This is a genomic window from Salipiger sp. 1_MG-2023, from assembly GCF_030547555.1.
GTDB lineage: Bacteria > Pseudomonadota > Alphaproteobacteria > Rhodobacterales > Rhodobacteraceae > Salipiger.
The window spans coordinates 14920-39411 of record NZ_JAUOQN010000031.1; the positions used below are offsets into that span (position 1 = coordinate 14920).

At 65.5% G+C, this 24492-nt stretch carries 24 protein-coding genes; 14 read left to right on the plus strand and 10 right to left on the minus strand.

Annotated features, from left to right (window positions below):
- Positions 1 to 2 precede the first annotated feature (2 nt).
- The 6 genes from Q4543_RS14835 to Q4543_RS14860 form a co-directional block, all read right to left on the minus strand.
- Positions 3 to 701, minus strand: coding sequence for an N-acetylmuramoyl-L-alanine amidase (locus Q4543_RS14835; RefSeq protein WP_303439332.1), 699 nt, complete (start codon positions 699 to 701; stop codon positions 3 to 5).
- On the minus strand, positions 662 to 1384 hold the full coding sequence (locus tag Q4543_RS14840; protein WP_303439334.1) for a hypothetical protein: 723 nt from the start codon (positions 1382 to 1384) through the stop codon (positions 662 to 664). Before Q4543_RS14840 ends, Q4543_RS14835 begins: the two co-directional genes overlap by 40 nt.
- Before the next feature lie 29 nt (positions 1385 to 1413).
- Positions 1414 to 2901 carry an Asp-tRNA(Asn)/Glu-tRNA(Gln) amidotransferase subunit GatA gene (gene gatA, locus Q4543_RS14845; RefSeq protein ID WP_303439335.1) on the minus strand — a complete coding sequence of 496 codons (1488 nt, stop codon included), beginning with the start codon at positions 2899 to 2901 and terminating at the stop codon, positions 1414 to 1416.
- Complete coding sequence (gatC, locus tag Q4543_RS14850; protein ID WP_216005192.1) at positions 2898 to 3185, minus strand: Asp-tRNA(Asn)/Glu-tRNA(Gln) amidotransferase subunit GatC; 288 nt, start codon at positions 3183 to 3185, stop codon at positions 2898 to 2900. Before gatC ends, gatA begins: the two co-directional genes overlap by 4 nt.
- 226 nt (positions 3186 to 3411) lie before the next feature.
- Positions 3412 to 4803, minus strand: a complete 1392-nt coding sequence (locus Q4543_RS14855) for a short-chain fatty acyl-CoA regulator family protein (protein ID WP_303439338.1) — start codon at positions 4801 to 4803, stop codon at positions 3412 to 3414.
- Positions 4804 to 4880: 77 nt separating this feature from the next.
- Entirely contained in the window at positions 4881 to 6098 is a 1218-nt protein-coding gene (locus Q4543_RS14860) for a multidrug effflux MFS transporter (RefSeq protein WP_303439340.1), read from the minus strand.
- 174 nt (positions 6099 to 6272) lie between these two features.
- Between Q4543_RS14860 and Q4543_RS14865 the strand changes: the two genes are divergently transcribed.
- The 8 genes from Q4543_RS14865 (at position 6273) to Q4543_RS14900 (ending at position 12580) form a co-directional block, all read left to right on the plus strand.
- Positions 6273 to 7805 (plus strand): acyl-CoA carboxylase subunit beta, encoded by a 1533-nt coding sequence (locus Q4543_RS14865; RefSeq protein ID WP_216005195.1) that lies wholly within the window; start codon positions 6273 to 6275, stop codon positions 7803 to 7805.
- Positions 7806 to 7824: 19 nt separating this feature from the next.
- Positions 7825 to 8169, plus strand: coding sequence for a hypothetical protein (locus Q4543_RS14870; protein ID WP_303439343.1), 345 nt, complete (start codon positions 7825 to 7827; stop codon positions 8167 to 8169).
- A gap of 1 nt (position 8170) precedes the next feature.
- Positions 8171 to 8557, plus strand: a complete 387-nt coding sequence (locus tag Q4543_RS14875; RefSeq protein WP_303439346.1) for a DUF6497 family protein — start codon at positions 8171 to 8173, stop codon at positions 8555 to 8557.
- A 214-nt stretch (positions 8558 to 8771) separates the two neighbouring features.
- Positions 8772 to 8909: a hypothetical protein gene (locus Q4543_RS14880; RefSeq protein ID WP_216005198.1), complete on the plus strand. Its 138-nt coding sequence runs from the start codon at positions 8772 to 8774 to the stop codon at positions 8907 to 8909.
- A gap of 96 nt (positions 8910 to 9005) precedes the next feature.
- A complete protein-coding gene (locus Q4543_RS14885) occupies positions 9006 to 9368 on the plus strand; it encodes a hypothetical protein (protein ID WP_216005199.1) in 363 nt (120 codons plus the stop codon).
- Positions 9369 to 9555: 187 nt separating this feature from the next.
- Positions 9556 to 9765 (plus strand): complement resistance protein TraT, encoded by a 210-nt coding sequence (locus Q4543_RS14890; RefSeq protein WP_216005200.1) that lies wholly within the window; start codon positions 9556 to 9558, stop codon positions 9763 to 9765.
- 138 nt (positions 9766 to 9903) lie between these two features.
- Positions 9904 to 11904 (plus strand): acetyl/propionyl/methylcrotonyl-CoA carboxylase subunit alpha, encoded by a 2001-nt coding sequence (locus tag Q4543_RS14895; protein WP_303439350.1) that lies wholly within the window; start codon positions 9904 to 9906, stop codon positions 11902 to 11904.
- A 172-nt stretch (positions 11905 to 12076) separates the two neighbouring features.
- On the plus strand, positions 12077 to 12580 hold the full coding sequence (locus Q4543_RS14900; protein ID WP_303439352.1) for a hypothetical protein: 504 nt from the start codon (positions 12077 to 12079) through the stop codon (positions 12578 to 12580).
- A 25-nt stretch (positions 12581 to 12605) separates the two neighbouring features.
- Here the strand turns inward: Q4543_RS14900 and Q4543_RS14905 are convergent, their stop codons facing one another.
- A complete protein-coding gene (locus Q4543_RS14905; RefSeq protein ID WP_303439354.1) occupies positions 12606 to 13055 on the minus strand; it encodes a DUF4174 domain-containing protein in 450 nt (149 codons plus the stop codon).
- A gap of 133 nt (positions 13056 to 13188) precedes the next feature.
- Between Q4543_RS14905 and Q4543_RS14910 the strand changes: the two genes are divergently transcribed.
- The 6 genes from Q4543_RS14910 to Q4543_RS14935 all read left to right on the plus strand — a co-directional run bounded on the left by Q4543_RS14910 (position 13189) and on the right by Q4543_RS14935 (position 19180).
- Positions 13189 to 14124, plus strand: a complete 936-nt coding sequence (locus Q4543_RS14910; protein WP_303439356.1) for a hypothetical protein — start codon at positions 13189 to 13191, stop codon at positions 14122 to 14124.
- Positions 14087 to 16216, plus strand: coding sequence for a methylmalonyl-CoA mutase (scpA, locus tag Q4543_RS14915; RefSeq protein WP_303439358.1), 2130 nt, complete (start codon positions 14087 to 14089; stop codon positions 16214 to 16216). The genes Q4543_RS14910 and scpA overlap by 38 nt, the downstream gene beginning before the upstream one ends.
- A 125-nt stretch (positions 16217 to 16341) precedes the next feature.
- A complete protein-coding gene (locus tag Q4543_RS14920) occupies positions 16342 to 16959 on the plus strand; it encodes a VOC family protein (RefSeq protein WP_303439360.1) in 618 nt (205 codons plus the stop codon).
- Positions 16956 to 17435 (plus strand): GNAT family N-acetyltransferase, encoded by a 480-nt coding sequence (locus Q4543_RS14925; protein ID WP_303439363.1) that lies wholly within the window; start codon positions 16956 to 16958, stop codon positions 17433 to 17435. Before Q4543_RS14920 ends, Q4543_RS14925 begins: the two co-directional genes overlap by 4 nt.
- A 51-nt stretch (positions 17436 to 17486) precedes the next feature.
- Entirely contained in the window at positions 17487 to 18170 is a 684-nt protein-coding gene (locus Q4543_RS14930) for a TerB family tellurite resistance protein (protein ID WP_303439364.1), read from the plus strand.
- Entirely contained in the window at positions 18170 to 19180 is a 1011-nt protein-coding gene (locus tag Q4543_RS14935; RefSeq protein WP_303439366.1) for an endonuclease/exonuclease/phosphatase family protein, read from the plus strand. The genes Q4543_RS14930 and Q4543_RS14935 overlap by 1 nt, the downstream gene beginning before the upstream one ends.
- Positions 19181 to 19214: 34 nt before the next feature.
- On the opposite strand, the gene Q4543_RS14940 is transcribed toward Q4543_RS14935, so the two are convergent.
- From Q4543_RS14940 to ptsP, 3 genes are read right to left on the minus strand one after another with little or no spacing between them, the layout of a single operon-like run.
- On the minus strand, positions 19215 to 21008 hold the full coding sequence (locus Q4543_RS14940) for a PTS fructose-like transporter subunit IIB (RefSeq protein ID WP_303439368.1): 1794 nt from the start codon (positions 21006 to 21008) through the stop codon (positions 19215 to 19217).
- The gene (pfkB, locus tag Q4543_RS14945) at positions 21005 to 21979 is read right to left on the minus strand and encodes a 1-phosphofructokinase (protein ID WP_303439369.1); all 975 of its coding nucleotides are present in this window, start codon (positions 21977 to 21979) and stop codon (positions 21005 to 21007) included. The genes Q4543_RS14940 and pfkB overlap by 4 nt, the downstream gene beginning before the upstream one ends.
- Entirely contained in the window at positions 21976 to 24450 is a 2475-nt protein-coding gene (gene ptsP, locus Q4543_RS14950) for a phosphoenolpyruvate--protein phosphotransferase (RefSeq protein ID WP_303439371.1), read from the minus strand. Before ptsP ends, pfkB begins: the two co-directional genes overlap by 4 nt.
- Positions 24451 to 24492: the final 42 nt, after the last annotated feature.

Consider the following 24492-nt stretch of genomic DNA (forward strand, 5'->3'; position numbering starts at 1 on the left):
CCTCAGACGGTGGGCCAGCGTTCGGCCAGCGCCCGGGCAAGCCGCGCATCGGTGTCGTCGATTGGCCCCTGCACGCCGGGGCGAAAGCGGGCGCGGAACGCGGCCAGCAGCGGCGCGTGCTGCGCTTCGCTGAAGACATAGCCAAAGCGGCGCAGGTCGGCGTGGAAATCGCCGGGGGCGTGGCCCGGCTCGGGGCACACCGCCAGATCTTTGTCCGCCAGTCGCGGCCAGTCGAACATCGGGCCGGGGTCGATCTTGCGCCCCGGCGCCATGTCGGAATGGCCGATCACCCGATGCGCGGGGATGTCCCAGCGCGCGAGAATCCCCGGCAGCAGCGTTTCGAGCGAGCGCATCTGCGCCTCGGCAAAGGGCTCGGCCCCGGTGTTCGCCAGCTCGATGCCGATCGAGTGCGAATTGACATCGTTTATGCTGCCCCATGCGCCGCGCCCAGCGTGCCATGCCCGCATGTCTTCGCGCACCAACTGCCAGCACTGGCCGGTGCGGGCGATGACGTAATGCGCCGAGACCTCCGAAGCGGGGTTGCACAGCCAATCCCGCGCGGCCGTGGCCGAGGCCATAGCGGTATAGTGGATCACGACGATATCGGGCCGAGCGCCAAGGCGGCGCTGGCCGAAATTGTCAGACGGATGCCAGACCGGGGTCAGCCGCCGCGCGCCGCGCGGAACGGCGCGGGATCCCACGAACAGGCAAAGCCGTCGCCATCGGGGTCAAGCCCCTTGCGGTCTTTCTGCGGGCCACCTTCGGACAGGAAGGCCGCCTGCGCCAGATCCGGCGAGGCATAGGCGTTGCAGGCGGCGCTGATGCGGTTGCCATCGTAGCGCCCCTTGCGATCATACATCGGCGAGCCGACAGGGTTCGACGTGCGCAGCGCGTATTCCACCACGTTCGGCCCGGTGCCATCGGGGCGCGGCGGCAGGTCGGTCGGCGCAACCACGTGATATTGCGATCGGTTCTGGGCGATCAGCGCGGCGTCGGCGCCGATGTCGCGCTCGGCGCTCACCGCTTCGAAGCTGTTCTCGTTCGAAATACCGGCGGCGTTGGTCACCACCTGCGGCTCGCTTACCAGCGGCGGCGGGGTGTTGCCGGGCGAGGCCTCGAGCGGGGTGATGCCGCTGTTGGCCGCCGCCGCACGCACCCGCGCCGTGGCATCGGCATCGCTGTCGGGTGCAGCGCCTGTAGGCGCCTGCACCACGCTCTGTCCCGGACGGATGCCGGGCAGGGGGGCCGCGCCGGCCTGCTCAGCCGCCTGCTGGCGCTGCGCGTAGGTCTGGTAATCCTCGAAACCCACACCGCTGTCCGGCACGCTTGGCGCGCAAGACGCCAGCGCAAGCGCCGCTGCGGTCATCATAAGTACAGTTTTCATCCTGCCCGTCACCCCTTGTTTCGGACTGCTTACCACCATTTCGCTGGCTTATCCACGAAGCCGACGGCGCGTTCCAGCGCATAGGCGGTGTTGAGAAGATCGCCTTCTTCCCAAGGGCGGCCGATCAGCTGAAGCCCCAGTGGCAGGCCTTCGTGGCCAAGCCCGGCGGGCACGCTGATGCCCGGCAGACCGGCAAGGTTCACCGTCACGGTGAAGACGTCATTAAGGTACATCTGCACCGGGTCCGCGTCCTGCATCTCGCCCAGCCCAAAGGCCGGCGAGGGCGTCGCAGGGGTCAGGATCGCATCGACACCATCGGCAAAGGCCAGCTCGAAATCGCGCTTGATCAGGCTGCGAACCTTGCGGGCCTTGTTGTAATAGGCGTCGTAAAAGCCCGCCGACAGCACATAGGTGCCGACCATGACACGGCGCTGCACTTCGGGCCCGAACCCCTCGGCGCGGGTCTTTTCATACATGTCATTGATACCCTCGCCGCTGGCGAGCTTGGCGCGGTGGCCATAGCGCACCCCGTCATAGCGGGCGAGGTTCGAAGACGCCTCGGCGGGCGCAATGACGTAATAGGTCGGGAGCGCGTATTTGGTATGCGGCAACGAGATGTCGACGATCCTGGCCCCCGCATCGCGCAGCATGTCGCGGCCACGATCCCACAGGGCGTCGATCTCGTCAGAGATGCCATCGATGCGGTATTCGCGCGGAATGCCGATGGTCTTGCCGCGGATATCACCAGTCAGCATCGCCTCGAAATCGGGCACCGGCAGATTGGCCGAGGTGCTGTCCTTCGGATCGTGCCCACACATGGCGTTCAGCAGGATGGCGCTGTCGCGCACGTCCTTGGTCATCGGCCCGGCCTGATCGAGCGAAGAGGCAAAGGCCACGATGCCCCAGCGCGAACAACGCCCGTAGGTCGGCTTGATGCCGGTGATGCCGGTAAAGGCCGCCGGCTGGCGGATCGATCCGCCGGTGTCGGTGCCGGTCGCCGCAAGGCACAGATCCGCCGCCACGGCCGATGCCGAGCCGCCCGAGGAGCCGCCCGGCGTCAGCGCCGCCGCGTCATCGCTGCGCCGCCACGGGTTCACCGCGTTGCCGTAACAGGATGTCTCGTTCGACGAGCCCATGGCGAACTCGTCCATGTTCAGCTTGCCCAGCATCACCGTCCCTGCCTCGAAAAGCTTCGAGGTCACGGTGGATTCGTATTCGGGCTTGAACCCCTCAAGAATGCGCGAGGCCGCCTGGCTTGGCACGCCCTTGGTGCAGAACAGGTCCTTGATCCCCATCGGAATGCCGCAGAGCGCGGGCGCATCCCCGGCCTGAATGCGCGCATCCGCCGCCGCCGCCTGCTGACGGGCAATCTCGGGGGTCTTGTGCACGAAGGCACCAAGCGCATCGGCGCCATCGATGGCGGCAAGGCAGGCCTCGGTCAACTCGGCGCTGGTCACGTCTCCGGCCCGCAGCGCATCGCGCGCCTCGGCCACCTTGAGTTTGGTCAGATCGCTCATTCCACCACCTTCGGCACGGCAAAGAAACCCTCTCGGGCGTCGGGCGCGTTCGCAAGGATCTTGTCCTGCATCCCGCCATCGGTGACGCCGTCAACCCGGCGGGCCAGCCGCATCGGCGTGACCGATACCATCGGTTCGACGCCACTCACGTCGACCTCGTTCAGCTGCTCGATGAAATCGAGAATGTCCGAAAATTCCTGCGCAAGCTCTGGCAGACGGTCTTCCTCGACGCGGATGCGTGCGAGCTTGGCCACCTTGGCGGCGGTGCCGGTGTCGATCGACATGGGCGGTTCCCTTGTCCCGTGAGGTTTTGCCCGCTTTACCGCCGCAGGGCGCGGGCCGCAAGCACCGGGGCGCCGCCGCAGCGCTTTCCACGTTTCACAACACCGAAAGACAGGCGCCGCGCCCCGGTTTCTTCTGGCCTGAAATATCCCGGGGGGCCCGAAGGGCGGGGGCGGCGCCCCCTCCGCCCGCGCAATCCGCGCCTGCGCTGCGCCGCAAAACGCAGGCTCACTCCAGCTCATAGGGCAGCAGGCCGCGCCGTTCGGGATGGATCGACAGCTGACGCTCAAGCGGCGGAACCGAGCGCTGGTGGCACGTCGTGCGCTCGCAGATGCGGCAGGAAATGCCGATCGGCTCGAAGGCGCCGTCGCGGTTCAGGTCCATCCCGTCGGCATAGACCAGCGCCCCGGCGTGCTTGACCTCGCAGCCAAGCGCCATGGCATAGCGGCGCACTGGTGCGCCGAAATGCCCACCGCGCTTGGTCACATCGCGCGCCAGCAGCACATAGCGTGCGCCATCGGGGGTTTCCGCCAGCTGGCGCAGAAAATGTCCCGGCGTTTCAAAGGCTCGGTGAACGTTCCACAGCGGGCAGGCCCCGCCGAAACGGGCGAATTGCAGCCGCGTCGCCGAATGCCGCTTGGTGATCGTTCCGGCCTGATCGACCCGCGCGAAAAAGAACGGAATCCCCTTGGCCCCGGGCCGTTGCAGTGTCGACAGGCGATGCGCCACCTGCTCGATGCTGGCCCCGAAGCGCGAGGCAAGCAGCTCCAGATCGTGGCGGGTGTCCTGCGCCGCCGCAAGAAAGGCACGATAAGGCATCAGCGCCGCCCCGGCGAAATAATTCGCAAGTCCCAGCTTGGCGATGGCGCGCGCGGCGTCGGTGTGAAACCGCGCCAGATCCAGCGTTGCTTCAAGCAGATCGTTTTGGCGCAGCAGCGCCACCTGCACCAGCAGCTGGAAGCTTTGGGTCTCTGTCGGGACCAGCCCGGAAATCGTCAGCTTGTGCGCTGCGCTGTCATAGTTGCGCAGCGGCTCGGCTTGGGTGATCTCGACCGAGATCCCCCGGTTCTGCAGGTGCGAGATTACCGCCGTGCGGGTCTCACCGCTCAGCTTGCTGGCAAAATGTTCGGCAGCGCGATCGACCGCATCAAGGTAATTGTCGCAGTAATGGAAGAAATCGCGCACCTCTTCCCAAGGCGAGGGTTGCAGCTGCGATCCCTCGCGCCCCAGCGCCTCGTCAAGGCTGGCAAGCCGCTCATGGGTTTGTCGATAGGCGCGGTGCAGCTCCAGAAAGGCCCGCGCAAGGGCGGGCGCGTTCGATGCCGTCAGCCGCAGATCCGCCAGCGGAGGCGTTTCGGCAAACAGCGGATCGGCCAGCGCCTCGCGCATGTCCGAGACCAGCCGTTCACTATCGCCCTGTCCCAGCTCGGTCACGTCAAAGCCGAATTCCTGCGCCAGCGCCAACACCACGGTGGTCGACACCGGCCGGTTGTTGTTTTCCATCTGGTTGAGGTAGGGCAGCGAAATCCCCAGCTTTGCGGCGAAATCCTTTTGCGTCAGGGCAAGGCGCCCGCGCAGGTCTCGCAGTTTTGCGCCAGCGTAAAGCTTGCGTATCGCCATGGTCGTCCTCCTCCCGTTTGCAGATTAGCGCCGGGTGGAGGACTGTTTTGCAAATCTTTGCGACCGGGTCCAGCCCGTCAGTAGCCGCGCAGCTTGCGCTCGCGGGCAAAGACGATGGCGATCGACACCATTGATCCCGCACCGGTGGCGAACATCAGCCAGAGCAGGGGGTCTGCGCCGCTGCCTGGTTGCAGCAGGCTGCCGGCAAGCGCCGACAGGCCGGCTCCGCCGCCGATCATGATCGCCCCCGACAGGCCCGAGGCGGTGCCCGCAAGATGCGGGCGCACCGACAGCGCCCCCGCCGTGGCGTTGGGAATGGTCATGCCGTTGCCAAGCCCGACAAAGGTCATGCAGCCAAAGAACGTCCAGCGCGAATCGAAGCCGGCGGCGAACAGCACCAGCGCCAGCGCAAGGCCTGCGGTGTTGATCATGCAGCCCCAGAGGATCATCCGGTTGACCCCGACCCGCGACGACAACCGCCCCGACAGCCCGTTGCCGACGAAATAGCCGATGGCGGGCGCGCCGAAAAAGAACCCCAGCACCGAGGGCGTCATGCCGAACACTTCCGAGCCGACAAAGGGGGCGCCGCCGAGATAGGCAAAGAACGCCCCCGACGACAGCGCGCAGGTCAGCGCGTAGCCCCAGAAGCGCGGGCTGCGCAGCAATTCGGGGTATTCGCGGAACTGCTGGCCCAGCGAAAGCCCGCGCGACACCAGCGTTTCGCCCAGATCGCGCCAGCTCAGCCAGAAGATGCCAAGCCCCATGATCAGCAGCATCCAGAAGGTGCTTTGCCATCCAAAGATCTCGTCGAGCATGCCGCCGATCACCGGGCCGATCATCGGCACCACGGCCACGCCCATGGTGACATAGCCGATCATCGACGCTGCCTGATCCTGCGGAACGATGTCGCGCACCACGGCGCGGCTAAGCACCATGGCGGTGACCACCACCGCCTGACACATGCGAAAGATCAGGAATACAGCGGTGTTGGGCGCAAAGATGCAGCCCAATGTGGCGATGCAGAACAGCCCGACCCCCCACAGGATCACCGGGCGCCGCCCCAGCTTGTCCGACAGCGGCCCGATGACGATCTGAAGCGCCGCGTTGACCCCCAGATAGATCGCCACCGACAGCTGCATCACCCGGTAGTCGGTGTCGAAATGGGTCACCATCTTGGGCAGCGATGGCAGGAACACGTTCATGGCCAGCGCGGAAAGACCGGCAAGCAGAATGAGTGTGACAATATGAGGCGGGGTGCTACGATCCAGAAAACGGACCAAGGGCGGCTTGGACATGGGTCATGGGGTAAGCTGCGGCTTGTGTCTTGTCTATCCGGAATGCGTCACAGGTACAATTTGGCGATTTGCAATTTGCAAACATCGGCCTTTTCAGGATTTGCAAATTTGCCGAAATTCTCTTGAGCAATGGTGTTTCAGGGGTATGGTTCGCCCAAACGGAAAGGGACGGACATGAAAGACATTCTGCACGAACTCGAAGAACGTCGCTCCGGTGCTCGCCTTGGTGGCGGGCAAAAGCGCATCGACACCCAGCACGCCAAGGGCAAGCTGACCGCGCGCGAGCGCATCGAGCTGCTGCTCGATGAGGGCAGCTTTGAAGAATACGACATGTTCGTCGCCCATCGCTGCACTGATTTCGGCATGGAAAAGAACCGCCCCTACGGCGATGGCGTGATCACCGGCTGGGGCACGATCAATGGCCGCATGGTCTATGTGTTCAGTCAGGATTTCACCGTGCTGGGCGGGTCGGTGTCTGCCACCCATGCGCAGAAGATCTGCAAGATCATGGATATGGCGGTGCAGAACGGCGCGCCGGTCATCGGGCTTAACGATAGTGGCGGCGCGCGCATTCAAGAGGGCGTGGATTCGCTCGCCGGATACGCCGAGATCTTTCAGCGCAATGTCGAAGCCTCGGGCGTGGTGCCGCAGATTTCCGTCATCATGGGGCCCTGCGCTGGCGGGGCGGTCTACAGCCCGGCGATGACCGACTTCATCTTCATGGTGCGCGACACCTCGTACATGTTCGTGACCGGCCCCGACGTGGTCAAAACCGTCACCAACGAGGTGGTCACCGCCGAGGAGCTGGGCGGCGCGTCCACCCACACGAAAAAATCCTCGGTCGCCGATGGGGCATTTGACAACGATGTCGAAGCGCTGGCCGAAGTGCGCCGCCTTGTCGACTTCCTGCCGCTCAACAACCGCGAAAAGCCGCCGGTGCGACCGTTCTTCGACGATGTCGACCGCATCGAGACTTCGCTCGACACCATCATCCCCGAGAACGCCAACCAGCCCTACGACATGAAGGAGTTGATCCTGAAGGTCGCCGACGAGGGCGATTTCTACGAGATTCAGGAAGATCACGCCAAGAACATCATCACCGGCTTCATGCGGCTCGAGGGGCGCACGGTGGGCATTGTCGCGAACCAGCCGATGGTGCTGGCGGGGTGCCTTGATATCGACAGTTCGAAAAAGGCGGCGCGCTTCGTGCGCTTTTGCGATTGCTTCGAAATCCCGATCCTGACCTTTGTCGACGTGCCGGGCTTTTTGCCGGGCACCGGGCAGGAATATGGCGGCGTCATCAAGCACGGTGCCAAGCTGCTGTTCGCCTATGGTGAGGCGACGGTGCCCAAGGTCACGGTGATCACCCGCAAGGCCTATGGCGGCGCTTATGACGTGATGTCCTCCAAGCACCTGCGCGGCGATGTGAACTACGCATGGCCCACCGCCGAAATCGCGGTGATGGGCGCCAAGGGCGCGACCGAGATCATCCATCGCGCCGATCTGGGCGATGCCGACAAGATCGCCGCCCATACGGCGGAATACGAAGACCGCTTCGCCAACCCCTTTGTCGCCGCCGAACGCGGCTTCATCGACGAGGTGATCCAGCCGCGATCGACCCGTCGCCGGATCAGCCGCGCCTTTGCCATGTTGCGCAACAAGAAGCTTAGCAACCCCTGGAAGAAACACGACAATATCCCGCTGTAAGTGGGCAGGGAGGGCAATCATGAGCCGCAACATCCGCAAGGGCTGGCATCTGGCCAATGAGGACGGGGCGTTGATCCTTGCCCGCCGCTGGCCAGCGCGTTTCGATCTGGCGGTCGAAACGCTGCTGCCGAAGGTTCGGCACAAGGCGCGCCTTGCGCATCATGTGCGTCAGGACCTGTGGCGCGCCCTGCAGGGGCTTCGCGGCTTTACGCCATGCATCCGCGTTGAGGAGAGCGCGGACGCGACCCGGCTGATCGCCGGGGGTCAGCTCGATGCGGGAGGGGCGCGCAACGCGGCGCTCGCCCGCATCGAGGCACTGCTGGAAGACCCGGACCGCCGGGCGCGCTGGACAAGGTGGTCCTGAAATGACGTCGCTGTTTCCCATCATCGTGGCGGCTGCCACGGCCCCACTGGCGCAGGGCGCGCCGGTGACGGTGCCTTCGGGCATGGCGGTCAGCTTTCATGACATGATCCGGGACGACAATGGGCAGGGGCCGGTCTTTCGGCTGCGCTTTGTCGCGCCGGCGCTGGCGGGCGAGTCGCCCGATTTCGACCATCTGGCCGCTGACATGGATTCGCTTTGTGCGCAGCTTGCCGTTTCGGCAACTGACGACAGTGAATCCCAACCGACGCGCATCGTGATCTCGCTGATAGAATCGCCGGTGACCTTCGGCGAAATTGCGCCGCAGGTGACGCAGGTTTTCGAGGCCTACAGCCTTGAGAACGGCCGCTGCATCTGGGAGGCATTCTGATGCAAGCCCTTAGTCTTGAAAGGTATTTTGTCAATGGGGCAGGCACTGCGTCTTTCCCGCCACAAAATGCCTATCTCGTTGCGATTACATGTTGCCCCCCAAATATTTGGGCTATGTTGAGGTCGGATTGCGCCCAAGCAATCTTTACCTCGGAACGAGGACGGGTCGGACCACATGGTCTTGCCGGTTCCGTTGAACATGACAGGAGACAAAGATGTCCAAGAGCATCAAAGTTCTGGCAATGCTCGGCCTTTTCGGCCTCGCAGCCTGCGGCCAGCAGGAAGAAGAGTACGTCGTCGCAGAACCGGAGCCGATCAGCGTCGAGCCCGTGTACACCGGCAAGTACAAGTGATCTGACGGGACGGGCCTCCGGGCCCGTCCCCCACCACCCGGGGCACGGCCTCGGGCGCATCGCCCCCGCGGCGCCCCCAACCAAGGAGGGCGCGCGATGCTGAAACACCGCGGCTTTCCCGGGCGACTGCCCGGAAGCGATTACCAATTCATTATTCGTCGGGGAAACCCGAAAGGTGCGACGCCGCTGACCAAGCGCGAGCGATACCGCGATCGCAAGTCGGCGGACAAGCGAGCCGATCTTGCCTTTATGGCGGCGCTCTGGGCGCATTTCGGCAGCGAGCCGTTTGAACGGGGCAACCTTGATGCCGGCCGCCTGTCATGGCTGTTCGGCCGCGAGGTGCTGCCCTTTGACGACCCCTTCGATCCCGCAAGCTACGAATCGCTGCTGGTGATCAACGAATCGGTGGCGCGGGTGTCTTTCCCCGAAGCCTTCGAAGAAGGGTCGGAATGGGCCTGATTGCGTTTGAACATGCGCGGGTTCTGCCTGCCGCTTTCCCGGGGACCGGGAAAGCGTGCAATGACGCCGGGGCAGGCGGGCAAGGTTCCGCCCACGCGCCCACAACGATGCGAATCCTGTGGAACATCCTTGCGGGCTGTGGCGTTGATGCGTTGATTGCAGTTTCGGAACACAGGGAGTTTTCCACATGGGCAAGACCATCCTCAAATCAGTCGCCATCCTTGGACTTTTCGGCCTCGCGGCCTGCGAATCGTCCGACCTGCCGCGCGCAGGGATCGGTGCAGGCGCTGGCTACTTGGCAGACCGCGCCCTTGGCGGCGACGGCATGGTCGGCGCGGCCGTTGGTGCAACCGCGGGTGTCGTGTGTGACGACGTCACGCCGGGCGTGTGCAGATAAGAGCTTCCTGACCGCCGGGCAGCGCGCCCGGCCGGATCAGTTTTGCAAGCCATCGGGGCCCCGTGCCCCGGTGGCTTTTTTCGTGCCTCGCGGCCAGTGCGCTGCGGGTGCCAGAGGTTAAGAAGGAAAGGGACGGAGATGTTCGACAAGATCCTGATCGCCAACCGAGGCGAGATCGCCTGCCGCGTGATCAAATCGGCGCAGAAGATGGGCATCAAGACGGTGGCGGTCTATTCCGACGCCGACAAGCACGCACTGCACGTGGCGATGGCCGACGAGGCGGTGCACATCGGCCCGCCGCCGGCGAACCAGTCGTACATCATCATCGACAAGATCATGGAGGCCATCAAGCAGACCGGCGCGCAGGCGGTGCATCCGGGCTATGGCTTCCTGTCCGAGAACCCGAAATTCGCCGAGGCGCTCGAGGCCGCCGGCGTCGCCTTCATCGGCCCGCCCAAGGGCGCGATCATGGCGATGGGCGACAAGATCACCTCGAAGAAGCTGGCTCAAGAGGCCGGGGTCAACACCGTGCCGGGCTATATGGGCCTGATCGAGGATGCCGAAGAGGCGGTGAAGATCTCCAATCAGATCGGTTATCCGGTGATGATCAAGGCCAGCGCCGGGGGCGGCGGCAAGGGGATGCGCATCGCCTGGAACGACGACGAGGCGCGCGAGGGCTTTCAGAGTTCGAAGAACGAAGCGGCCAGCAGCTTTGGAGATGACCGGATCTTCATCGAGAAATTCGTCACGCAGCCGCGGCACATTGAAATTCAGGTGCTGTGCGACGCGCATGGCAACGGGCTGTGGCTGAACGAGCGCGAATGCTCGATCCAGCGCCGCAACCAGAAGGTTGTCGAAGAAGCGCCCAGCCCCTTCCTTGATGCACAGACCCGCAAGGCGATGGGCGAGCAGGCCGTAGCGCTGGCCAAGGCAGTGGATTACACCAGCGCCGGCACGGTCGAATTCATCGTCGATGGCGACAAGAACTTCTATTTCCTTGAAATGAACACCCGGCTTCAGGTCGAACACCCGGTGACCGAGCTGATCACCGGCATCGACCTTGTCGAACAGATGATCCGCGTCGCCGATGGCGAGGCGCTGACGATCACTCAGGACGATGTGAAGATCAACGGCTGGGCCATCGAAAACCGGCTTTACGCCGAAGATCCCTATCGTGGCTTCCTGCCGTCGATCGGCCGTCTGATCCGCTATCGCCCGCCCGCCGAGGGCCCGCATGGCAGCGGCATCGTGCGCAACGATACCGGCGTGTTCGAGGGCGGCGAGATCAGCATGTATTACGACCCGATGATCGCCAAGCTGTGCACATGGGGGCCGACCCGCGAGGACGCCATCGAGACGATGCGCAATGCGCTCGACAGTTTCGAAGTCGAGGGCATCGGCCACAACCTGCCCTTCGTGGCGGCGGTGATGGATCACCCGCGCTTCATCTCGGGCGATATCACCACTGCCTTCATCGAAGAGGAATACCCCGAGGGTTTCCACGGCGTCACCCTTGCCGAAGACACCCTGCTCAGCATCGCGGCGGCAAGTGCAGCGATGAACCGGGTGGCCGAGATTCGCCGGGCGCGCATTTCGGGCACGCTCGACAACCACGAGCGCAAGGTGGGCGATGTGTGGAACATCGCGCTTCAGGGCGTGGATTTCGACGTGACCATCGCGGCGGACAAGTCCGGCTCGACCGTCAGCTTCGCCGATGGCGCCGACCTGCGGGTTGAGGGCGACTGGACGCCGGGCGACGCGCTCGCGCATATGGTTGTGGATGGCAAGCCGCTGGTGCTCAAGGTCGGCAAGATCTCGGGGGGCTTCCGCATCCGCTCGCGCGGGGCCGATCTCAAGGTGCATGTGCGCACGCCGCGTCAGGCGGAACTCGCCCGGCTGATGATCGAAAAGCTGCCGCCCGATACGTCGAAGATGCTGTTGTGTCCGATGCCGGGCCTCATCGTCAAGATGAACGTCGCGGTGGGCGACGAGGTGCAGGAAGGTCAGGCGCTGTGCACCGTCGAGGCGATGAAGATGGAAAACATCCTGCGCGCCGAACGCAAGGCCGTGGTGAAAAAGATCAACGCTGACCCCGGCGACAGCCTTGCTGTGGACGACGTGATCATGGAGTTCGAATAAGGGCGCATCGGGATGGCGCGGCGCGACATATCCCCTTGCAAGGGCGCTCCGGCCAAGGCCGGGGCGGACCCGTTGCATTTGACGCAAACGCGCCGTTGCCGCCCCATTCTTCGGCCATGCAGGTCACCTTTGTTGGCCAGACTTGTCTCAGGTCTGGTCAAAGGGGAGTCTCATGGTCCGTCGCATGTTTGCGGGGTTTGTCGTTACGCTGTCTCTGAGCGGCTGCTTCTTCGATACGGAGACGTCGTTGCGCAAGCATCTCGAACAGACGGTGTATGTGCGCGAGCCGCTGTATTTCCGGGACCGGCTGGGCTGCACTGCAGCGATGTATTCGCTGTATGCGCGCTATCCCAAGGCGGGCCTGACGCAGGTCGGCGATCTGTCCGGCGCGCTTTACCTGCTCGAAAAGGGCAGGCCGGTCGCCTTCTCCATGGGGCTCAGTCCGCACGAGATTTCCCTTGCCGTGCGCGAGCACGAGCAACGCTCGGGCCTTGGCATCATTCAGGCAGGCGCGGCGGGTGTCGCGATGTGCATGGACGAAGACATTCAGGATCTGCTGTTCGATGCCATGCTCAGCCCCGCCACGCTGACGATCTACGATCCCAACACCAAGATCCTGACGCTGGTCGACTGGAAGAACAAGCGCGCCTGGGCTTTGCGGGCGATGGATTACTGACAGCCGGGGGCGGTGGCCGCCGCCCTCACGGCGGCGTCAGGGTTCTGTGCTGGTCGCGCACTTCCTGCTGGCGCAGGGGCAGCTTGTCGATCGACCGGGTGATCTCGCGCACGTCCCATGGCGCCGGTTTGCGGAACAGGATGGTGCCATCCTTGGCGATCTGCGCCAGCATGAAGCCGCGCGGGCGCAGCGCCAGCCGGATCGGCGAGCGTGCCGCCGGATCGGTGTCGGTCAGCACGATCACATCGCGGGTTGCCAGCGCGTCCAGCCGTTCGGCGATGAATGCCATCTGCTGGATGTATAGCGGATCGGCGGGGTTGTCGGCAAAGACCACCAGCGGGCGCGCCGTCCAGCGGAACTCTTCCAGCGTTGCGCCCTCGGCGGAACGGATGATCTCTGCCCCGGGCTGCTCGGCGGCAGCAACGGGGCAGGCGAGCGTGGCGCCGATCAGCGCAATTGCGGTCCTTCGGATCATGCCTTGCAATATAGGTGCGATCGCGTCCGCTGCATATGGCTACCCTGTGCGCGAGGCGATTTTTCTCAGGATTAACCACATCGTCAGGGAAGGGACCGCATGATGCCGCGGATCTTTTCAAAGGACGATTGTCATGGATGTTATCCTGCATCTTGGGGCCCATCGCACGGGCTCCACCACTTTTCAGACCTATCTTCGCGGCGTCGATGCGCAGCTTGCCGGGCAGGGCATCGGCGTCTGGGGGCCGTGGCAGACCCGCAAGGGCCTGCTGCACGGCCTGATGGACCCGTCGCAACACCCAGCCGATGCGCAGCGCGCGCAGGGGCGTGTACGCCTCGCGCTCAAGGGCAGCGCCCGGCGCGGGCTGTCGCAGCTGCTGGTCTCGGACGAGAACATGCTTGGCTCGCCGCGCGCCTGTCTGCGGGCAGAATGCCTTTACCCAGAGGCGGGCAACCGGCTGCGCCGCGTCGCTGCGGGCTTTCCGCAGCTGTCGCGCGCCGTGATCCAGATCCGCTCGCCGGAAATGTGGTGGGCCTCGGCGCTGGCGTTTCTGGTGGCGCGCGGGCTGCCCTTGCCGACGCCGGCGCAGCTGGGGCGGCTGGTGGCGGCACAGCGCGGCTGGCGGCAGGTGATCACCGATGTGGCCGCGGCGCTGCCTCTCACCGAGCTGCTGGTCACCCCGTTCGAACGCTACGTGATGCGACCCGACCGGTTGCTGCGACAGGCGAGCGGGCTGCTGTACACGCCGCCGATGCCGCCAACCGGGATCTGGGCGCATCGCGCGCCCTCGCTGGCCGATCTGCGCGAGGCGCTTGCCCTGCGCGGCGAGGACCCATCGGCGCTGCCGCAGGGCGAGGGGCGCTGGATGCCCTTTACCCAAGCGCAAAGCGCGCAGCTGCGCGAACAATATGCGGACGATCTGTTCTGGCTGCGCGCCGGGGCGGACGGGGTTGCACGACTGACAGAGGACCCGGAAGCGGACCAACGCAGGCCAGACCGGCCGCCCGCTCCACAAGAGAGAGGAGACACCCATGACAGCGAAAAGGGACGATTGGCAGGCGCTCGCTGAAAAGGAACTGCGGGGCAAGCCGTTGAGCGATCTGAACTGGCAGACGCTTGAGGGGATCGAGGTCAAGCCGCTGTACACCCCCGAGGATATCGAAGGGCTGGCGCAGCTGGGCGAGATGCCGGGGATCGAGCCGTTTACCCGCGGCGTCAAGGCAACGATGTATGCCGGGCGGCCCTGGACGATCCGCCAATACGCGGGCTTCTCTACCGCCGAGGAATCCAACGCCTTTTACCGCAAGGCGCTGGCGGCGGGGCAGCAGGGCGTGTCGGTTGCCTTCGATCTGGCCACCCACCGCGGCTATGACAGCGATCACCCCCGCGTGGTGGGCGATGTCGGCAAGGCCGGTGTTGCCATCGATTCCGTCGAGGATATGAAGGTGCTGTTCGATGGTATCCCGCTCGACAAGATCTCGGTGTCGATGACCATGAACGGCGCGGTGATCCCGATCCTCGCCAATTTCATCGTCACGGGCGAGGAACAAGGCCACAGCCGCGCCATCCTGTCCGGCACCATCCAGAACGACATCCTCAAGGAATTCATGGTGCGGAACACCTATATCTATCCGCCCGAACCGTCGATCCGCATCATTTCGGACATCATCGAATACACCAGCAACGAGATGCCCAAGTTCAACAGCATCTCGATATCCGGCTACCACATGCAGGAAGCGGGCGCGAACCTCGTGCAAGAGCTGGCCTTTACGCTGGCGGACGGCAAGGAATACGTAAAGACGGCGATGGATGCCGGCATGGATATCGACAAGTTCGCCGGGCGGCTGTCGTTCTTCTTTGCCATCGGCAAGAATTTCTTCATGGAAATCGCCAAGCTGCGCGCGGCACGGATGCTCTGGGCGCGGATCATGACCGATCTTGGCGCGCAGAACACCCGCTCCAAGATGTTGCGCACCCATTGTCAGACCTCTGGCGTCAGCCTGTCCGAACAGGACCCTTACAACAACGTCATCCGCACCGCCTACGAGGCGATGTCGGCGGCGCTTGGCGGCACGCAATCGCTGCACACCAACGCGCTGGACGAGGCGATCGCCCTGCCGACCGAATTCAGCGCCCGCATCGCGCGCAACACCCAGCTGATCCTGCAAGAGGAAACCGGCGTCACCAAGGTCGTCGATCCGCTGGCGGGCAGCTATTACGTGGAATCGCTGACCGCGCAGCTGGCCGAAGAGGCATGGAAGATCATCGAAGAGGTCGATGAGATGGGCGGCATGACCAAGGCGGTTGCCTCGGGGATGCCCAAGCTGCGGATCGAGGAAACCGCGGCCCGGCGGCAGGCCGCCATCGACCGCGGCGATGATGTGATCGTTGGGGTCAACAAGTACCGGCTCGCCAAGGAAGACCCGATCGATATTCTGGATATCGACAACGCCAAGGTGCGGCTTGGGCAGGTCGCCGGGCTGGAACGGTTGCGCGCAAACCGCGATCAGGCCGCCTGCGATGCGGCTCTGGCCGAGGTCGAGCGGCGCGCGAAAGAGGGCGGCAACCTGTTGGAAGCCGCGGTCGAGGCAGCCCGCGCGCGGGCCTCTGTCGGAGAGATCAGCATGGCAATGGAAAAGGTGTTCGGCCGCCATCGGGCCGAGGTCAAGACTCTGGCGGGCGTTTACGGCGCCGCCTATGAGGGCGACGAAGGCTTTGCCGCCATCCAGAAATCGGTCGAGGAGTTCGCCGAAGACGAGGGGCGCCGCCCGCGGATGCTGGTGGTAAAGATGGGGCAGGACGGGCACGACCGGGGGGCCAAGGTCATCGCCACCGCCTTTGCCGATATCGGCTTTGACGTCGATGTCGGCCCGCTGTTCCAGACCCCCGAAGAGGCGGCGCAGGATGCCATCGACAACGATGTGCATATCGTCGGCATCTCGAGTCAGGCCGCCGGGCACAAGACGTTGGCGCCGCAATTGGTGCAGGCGCTCAAGGATCAGGGCGCGGGCGACATCATCGTGATCTGCGGCGGCGTCATTCCGCAGCAGGATTACGAGTTCCTGTACAATGCAGGGGTGAAGGCGATCTTTGGTCCGGGCACCAATATTCCCAAGGCGGCGCAGGATATCCTGAAACTTATCCGCGAAGCGCGCGGCTGAGTTTCCCCTTGTGGGGGTGAAATCGCTGGGGCCGGGCCACAGCCGGCCTCCGTTGGCGTTTTGCGGCTTGCGCGGCGTCGGGCTTTTCCTATCGTGGTTCGACCGCAACCGATATGACTGGCCGCATGACCCTGCAACTCGATCACATTGTCGTCCTTGGGGAAACGCTGGAAGAGGCGGCGGCCCATGCCGAGGCGGCAACAGGCCAGCCGTTGCTGCCCGGCGGCAGGCATGATCGCTACGGCACGCACAACCAGTTGCTGGGTCTGGGCGGTGTTTACCTTGAGGCGCTGGCAATCGATCCCGCCGCGCTGCCACCCACTGGCGCGCGCTGGTTCGGGCTGGACCGGCTGAAGGGCCCGGCGCGGCTGGGCAACTGGGTCTGCCGCGTGCCCGATATCTCGGCGGCAATCGAGGCGCTTCCGATGGCGGGCCAGCCGGTGGCGCTGTCGCGCGGGCGGCTGCGCTGGATCATGTCGGTGCCCGAAGACGGCGAGCTGCCCTATGGCGGCATGTTCCCGGCGCTGATCCAGTGGCTCAGCCCGGTGCCCGCCGGGGCGATCCTGTCAGCATCGGGAACGCGGCTCGACCGGCTTGAGGTCACCCACCCGGACGCCGAGGCGCTGCAAGCGCTGCTGGCACCGCATCTCGATGCGCCGAAGGTGGCGTTTCGCAGCGGCGATGCGCCGGGACTGCGGGCCGAACTGGTCGGCGCGGGTGGGCAGAGGCGCATCTTGCAATGATCATCCGGCAGGCCCGGCCCGAAGATGCCGCAGCGCTTGTTGCCTTGTGGAACCCGTGGATCGAGACCACGGCCATCACCTTCAGCACCGATTTGAAGACAGCTGAGGGCGTCGCTGCCGACATCGCCGCCCGCGGCGCGGCGTTTCAGGTGGCCGAAGACGCGAGGCAGCTGGTCGGCCTTGCCACCTATTTCCCGTTCCGCAGCGGGCCGGGATATCGCTTTACCAAGGAACACAGCGTGATCCTCGCCCCCGAGGCGCGCGGCAAGGCCGCTGGCCGGGCGCTGATGGCGGCACTGGAAACCGCCGCGCGGGCCGAAGGCGTTCAGTCGCTGTTTGCCGGGGTGTCGGGGGAAAACCCCGAAGGCGTGGCCTTTCACGCCGCGCTTGGGTTCACCGAGGCGGCCCGCCTGCCACGCGTCGGGAATAAGTTCGGGCGCTGGATGGATCTTGTGCTCATGCAGAAATTTCTGTGATCGCGTCGGGTTGCGCCTGACAGCCCCCGCTGTCTGGGATAGAATCCCGCCATGTCGATCTGGTCCCGCATTTCCGAAGCCATTGCTGCCCTGCGCGCCGGTGAAAGCCTTGGCGCCGTGTTTGAACGTCTGCGCACGCCGCCCGAGCAATCCGTCGCCTTCACCATCGCGGTGATCGCGCTGTCGGCCAAGATGGCCAAGGCCGACGGGCAGGTCACCCGCAACGAGGTCAGCGCCTTTCGCGAGGTGTTCGCCATTGCGCCCGAAGACGAGGCGGCGGCAGCCCGCGTGTTCAACCTTGCCCGGCAGGACGTTGCGGGCTTTGAAGAATACGCCACCCGCATCCGCCGCATGTTCGGCGCGCGCACCGAGCCGCTGCGCGATCTGCTCGAAGGGCTGTTCTATATCGCCATTGCGGACGATCATTACCATCCGGGCGAGGATGCGTTTCTGGAACGTGTGGCCGCGATCTTCGAGATCCCCGAATCCGATTTTCGCACCCTGCGCGCCCGTTTCGTGCCCGATGCGGTGCCTGATCCCTATGCGGTGCTGGGCGTTTCGCCCGATGCGCCGCTCGACGAGGTGCGCCAGCGTTGGCGCGCGCAGGTGCGCGCCTGCCATCCTGACGTGATGCAGGCGCGCGGCCTGCCTCAGGAAGCGGTGAAGCTGTCCGAAAAACGTCTGATCGACATCAACCGCGCTTGGGAAGAGATCTCCAGACGGCATGCAGCCTGATGCGGCTGGCGTCCTATAACGTTGAATGGTTCGACGCGCTGTTCGACGATTCCGGGGCGCTGCTGGAAGACGGCTGGTCGGCCCGCTACGGTGTGACGCGCATCCGACAGGCCGAGGCGCTGGGCATCGTCTTTACCGCGATGGACGCCGATGCCATCATGGTGATCGAAGCCCCCGACACCAACACGCGGCGCGACACCGCTCGCGCGCTTCTCAGCTTTGCCGAGGCATTCAACCTGCGCACCACGGGCGTTCTGACCGGCTTCATCAACAGCACCCAGCAGGAAATCGCGCTGCTGTATGATCCTGCGGTGCTCAGCGTGCGGCACGTGCCGATGGACAGCCCCGATGCCCCCCGTTTTGACGGGGCGCTGCGCATCGACCTTGATATCGACGCCAAGGCCGAAGATGTGACCTTTTCCAAGCCGCCGCTTGAGGTCGAGGTGGTCACCGCCTCTGGGCAACGCTTCCGGCTGATCGGCGCGCATCTGAAATCGAAGGCGCCGCATGGGGCCAAGGGGCATGATCAGGTGATGCGTCTTTCCATCTCGAACCGGCGCAAGCAGCTGGCGCAGGCGATTTGGCTGCGGCGGCGCGTCGATGCGCTGCTTGCCGCAGGTGAAGAGGTCGTGGTGATGGGCGATCTCAACGATGGGCCGGGGCTGGACGAATACGAGCATCTGTTCGGTCGCAGTTCGGTCGAGATCGTACTGGGGCAGGGCGCAGGGGCGCTGCGCGATCCGAATGCGGTCGAGGCGCTGCGCCCCGGCCTTGCGCCGCAACCGACCTCGGCGCGGTTCTACATGGAAGATACCGGGCGCTACATGCAGTTCATGCTGGATTACGTGATGGTCTCGTCGGGGCTGGCCGAGGGCGCGCAATGGCGCATCTGGCATCCGTTCGACGATGCGGTGTGCTGGCGCGATGCGGATCTGTGCGCGGCGCTGCTGGATGCCTCTGACCATTTTCCCGTCACGGTGGATCTGGTCACGGACGATCCGTCGGCCTAGCCAAAACGCGCCCCCGAAGGGGCGCGCTGGGGTCTCATTGGGCGGGCACGGCGGCCTTGTCGCCGTCAAGCCCGGCGTCAGCGGCGCTCAGCGGCTTTTTCAGCACGATCAGCAGGGCGGTGGTGATCACCGTGCCGATGGCGATGGCCATGGCATAGCCGGCAAGGTTGGTCACCGCGTTGGGAATCGCCAGCACGAAGATGCCGCCATGCGGGGCCACCAGCTTGCAGCCCAAAAGCATCGACAGCGCGCCGGTAACGGCAGAACCGGCGACGATCGCGGGGATGACGCGGGCCGGGTCCTTGGCGGCAAAGGGAATCGCGCCTTCGGTGATGAAGCTCAGCCCCAGCACGGCGGACGCGCCCGACGCTTCGCGTTCTTCGCGGGTAAAGCGGTTCTTGGCGATCCATGCGGCGATGGCAAGGCCCAGCGGCGGGGTCATGCCCGCGGCCATGGTGGCGGCCATCGGCGCGTAGGTGTCAGACGTCAGCAGCCCGACCGAGAAGGTATAGGCCGCCTTGTTGATCGGCCCGCCCATGTCGATGGCCATCATGCCGCCCAGCACAAGGCCCAGAAGCACGGCATTGGTCGTGCCAAGCCCTTGCAGGAAGCTGGTCATCGCCGCAAGGATCGCGGCCACCGGCTCGCCGACGATATAGACCATCACAAGGCCGGTCACGAGGGTCGAGAGCAGCGGCAGGATCAGCACCGGCTTGAGCCCTTCAAGCGTTTGCGGCAGCTTGATGGTGTCGCGCAGCCAGCGCGCCACGTAACCGGCAAGGAAACCGGCGACGATGCCGCCAAGGAAACCCGCCTGCAGGTTGACCGCCAGCATCCCGCCGATCAGGCCCGGCGTCAGGCCCGGTCGGTCGGCGATGGAAAAAGCGATGAACCCCGCAAGAACCGGCACCATCAGCGCGAAGGCGCCGCCACCACCGATGGCCATGAGCGCGGCGGCCAGCGTGCCTTCCTGTTCAAAGGCCTTGATGCCGAACACAAAGCTCAGCGCGATCAGCAGGCCGCCCGCAACCACCAGCGGCAGCATGTAGGAGACGCCGGTGAGCAGGTGCATATAGGGGCCGGACCGGCTCGCAGAGCGTTTGGCCTTGGCATCGGCGACCTGACCGGCCAGCGACGCGGACCCGGCCTTGCCGCCCAGCACAGTGCCATTGGCGACGGCCTCGTCCAGCAGCTTGGGCGCGCCTTTGACGGCGGCGCCGACCGAGGTCTTGTAGACCTTCTTGCCGGCAAAGCGGCTGTCGTCGACATGGGTGTCGGCGGCGATCACCACAAGGTCGGCCTGCGCGATCTGCTCATCGCTCAGGGTGTTTTGCGAGCCGACCGAGCCTTGGGTTTCCACCGCGACGTCCCAGCCACGCACGGCCCCGGCCTTTTTCAGCGCGTCGGCCGCCATGAAGGTATGCGCGATGCCGGTCGGGCAGGAGGTGATGGCGACAAGCCGTGTCACAGCTGCGGGGGCAGCCGCAGGCGCGGGCGCTTCGACTGGCGCGTGCACGCGATCGCCTGTCAGTGCAAGCGCGGCGCGCAGAACCGCGCCGGTGTGCCGCACGGTGTCCGACGTGGAGGCCCGGTGCAGCGGCTTGTCAGCGAACCGTGTGCCGTCGATACCGATGTCGGTGGCCAGAAGCACCACGTCGGCCTCGGCGATCTCGGCCGCGCTCAGCGGGTTTTCGGTGCCGTTTGCGCCTTGGCGTTCGATGCGGATCTGGTGCCCCATGCGGTGGGCGGTTTCCGTCAGCGCCTCGGCGGCCATGTGGGTATGAGCAATGCCGGTCGAACAAGCCGTCACGGCGACGATCCTGGTCATGCGTGGATCCTCCCTTTCGTATGATCTTCGAGCACGGTCACGGTGACCGCGCGGGCGTGGTCCTCGATGCGTGCGGGGGCGGGCAGATGCGGGCCGATCTCGCCCAGAGCGCCGAGCGAAAAGGCGGTGGCAAGCCGGGCGCTGTCGGCCAGTGACAGGCCAAGCGTGTCGGCATGGATCAGCCCTGCGACCATGGCATCGCCGCAACCGACGGTGCTGACCACCTGCGTTTTTGGTGGCACGGCCAGTACCGCTTCGTGCGGGGTCACCAGCACGGCGCCATCGGCGCCCATCGACACGGCAACAAGCGCGATGCCCTTGCGGGTGATCTCGCGCGCGGCGGCCACCACCTGATCGGGGCCGGTCAGCCTGCGCCCAAGCAACGCGCCAAGCTCGTCGATGTTGGGCTTGATCAGGTCGGGCGCCGCGCGCAGCGCCTGTTCCAGCGGCGCGCCCGAGGTATCGAGCGCAACCTTCGCGCCGCTGCGTCTGGCCAGCGCCACCAGCCCGGCATAGGCATCGAGCTTTAGCCCGCGCGGCAGCGAGCCGCACAGCGCGACCCATTTCAGCCCGCCTTGCAGCAGATCCGTCAGCAGCTCGGCCACGACACGCAGATCGGCGGCGCTGGTGGGGGCGCCGGGAAAGTTCAGGTCGGTGACCGTGTCCGCGTCGGGATCGACGATCTTGATGTTGGTGCGGGTCGCACCATCGATGCGCAGGCAATCGTCATGCAGGCCAGCGGCCTTGAAATGCGCCTCGAACAGCGCGGCATTGTCGCGACCAAGCAGGCCGGTGACAGCAACGTCATGCCCGAACCGGGCCAGAAAGGACGCCACGTTGACGCCCTTGCCGCCAGCGTCGGTGCGGGTCGATGCGGCCCGGTTGACGCTGTCGAGCGCAAAGCCCGGGCAGGTCACGGTTTGGTCGATGGCCGAATTCAGCGAGACGGCGGCAATGCGGGGACGGCTCATCGCGATGCCCCCAGCGCCCGGACCGACGCCGCATCGGGGCAGGCCAGCGCCCGCTGTGCCAGGTCGCGGCATTGCTCCATCGACAGGCTGCGCAGCTCGGCCTTGACCGAGGGGATCGACGGGATCGACACCGACAGTTCCACCAGCCCCAGCCCGCTGAGGATGCGCGCACCCAGCGGATCGCCCGCGACGCCGCCGCAGGCACCGACCCAGATGCCCGCCGCGTTGGCGGCCTGCACCGTCTGGTCGATCAGCCGCAGCACAGCCGGGTGCAGCCCGTCGGCCTTGCGCGCCAGCGTCGGGTGCATCCGATCCATCGCCAGCGCGTATTGGGTCAGATCGTTGGTGCCGATGGAAAAGAAATCGACGCGCTGCGCCAGTTCGGGGGCCATCAGCACGGCCGAGGGCACCTCGATCATGATGCCCATCTCGGCGCGCTCGGCGCCGACCTCGGCGCGGATCTCTTCGGCGATGCGCAGCGCGGCATCGAGCTCGTCGGTCATCGCGACCATCGGGAACATGATGCGCACCGGGCCGCGCGCCGAGGCGCGGAAGATCGCCCGCAGCTGGGTGCGGAAGATCGGCTCGTGGGTCAGGCAGAAGCGGATGCCGCGCTCGCCCAGAAACGGGTTTTCCTCGACCGGCATCTGAAGATACGGGATCTCCTTGTCGCCGCCCACGTCGAGCGTGCGGATAATGATCGGCAAGCCGTTCATCGCGTCGAGCATGGCCGAATAGATCGCCGCCTGCTCGTCTTCGCTGGGCGCATGGTCGCGGTTCACGAACAGGAATTCGGTGCGCAGCAGGCCGACGCCTTCGCCGCCTGCCTCGATCGCCGCCGTCGCCTCGGGCACATCCGAGATGTTGGCGACAACCTCGATGCGCGCGCCATCGGTGGTGATGGCGGGCTTGTAGCGATCGCGCGCCTCAATCTCGCGCTGCCGGGCAAGGTCGTTCATCGCGGCCTCGGCCCAGTTGCGATCGGTGTCGGTCGGGCTTAGCACCAGCGCGCCGCCCATGCCATCGAGCAGCGCCGGGGTCCCGTTGGCCACGTCCAGCACCGACTGTCCGGCGCCCACCACAGCGGGAATGTCCAGAGAACGCGCAATGATCGAGGTGTGCGAGGTCGGCCCGCCAGACGCGGTGCACAGCCCCTTGACCAGCGCCTTGTCCAGCTGCGCCGTATCCGAAGGTGTCAGATCGTCGGCCACCAGCACGCAGGGCGTGTCGGGCAGGCGCGCGCCTCCCGTCACCCGGCCCAGCAGCTTGAGCACCCGCAGCCCGACATCGCGCAGATCGGTGGCGCGGGCGGCCAGCGTGGCGTCATGCATGCCCGCCAGCAAATCGGCGCGTTCGGTAAAGGCGGCGTTCCAGCCAGATGCGGCGCTGCGGCCTTGCGCGATCAGCCCGGCGGCGGCCTCGATCATTTCGGGGTCGCCAAGGAATTCCTGATGGGCGCGAAAGATCTGCGCCTTGGCAGGGCCGCTTTTCTTCCAGACCTCTTCATAGAGGTCTTCAAGCTGGCGCCAGGCGGTCTGGATCGTGGCGTCTAGCTTTTCGCGCTCGGCCACGGCATCGGCGGCGGTTTCGTCAAACGTGACATCTTCGCGCAGGAACTGGAAGACGGGGGCCAGCGCATAGCCGGGCGAGGAGGAGATCCCCGGCAGCACATGGCCCTCCCATTCGAGCGCCACGGCGGACGGGGCCGAGCCCGCCGCCGCATCCCCGGCGCTGTCATCTTCGTCTTCCAGCCCCGCAGCGAAGGCGGCGCGCAGGGCATCCAGTGCCTCCGCGGCCTGAGGTCCCTCGGCGGACACGGTGATCTCGGCGCCTTTTTCCGCCCCGAGGCGCAGCAGCGAGATCAGCGATTTGGCGTTGCCGGACCGCTCGCCATGGCGCAGCTGGATCTCGGCATCAAAGCGTTTGGCGATATCGACCAGCGCCGTGGCGGGGCGGGCGTGCAGCCCGTGCGCCCCGCGGATGGTCGCGGTAAAGGACTGGTCCAGATCGCTCGCCGGTGCGATATCGTTGGCGGGCGAGGGGGCCTGCCCGGTCAGGCGCGCCACGATATCGGCAGGATCGAGCGTGGTGGCGAGCTTTTCAGCCTCGGCCTCATCGCCCAGCACGTCGGTCAGGTTGGTCAGCACGGCAAGGTGTTCATCAGAGCGCGCAGCGATGGCAACCACCAGCCGGGCGCGCTCGCCCGAGCCCCAGTCGACGCCGGCGGGCAGCTGCACCACCGCGATGGCGGTGTCATGGATCAGGTCGCGATCCTTGGGCAGGCCATGCGGAATGGCGATGCCATTGCCAAGAAAGGTGTTCGCCACCTTTTCGCGCCCCATCATCGATGCGCCATAGCGCGGATCGATCTTGCCAGCGGCAGTGAGGAGATCCACGGCTTGTGCGATGGCATCGGCCTTGTCGGTGGCACTCTTGCCAATCGCGACGAGATCGTTTGTCAGGGTAAGCACGGTGTTCTCCTTGGCCTGCGCGTGTCAGTATGGTCGCGCGGT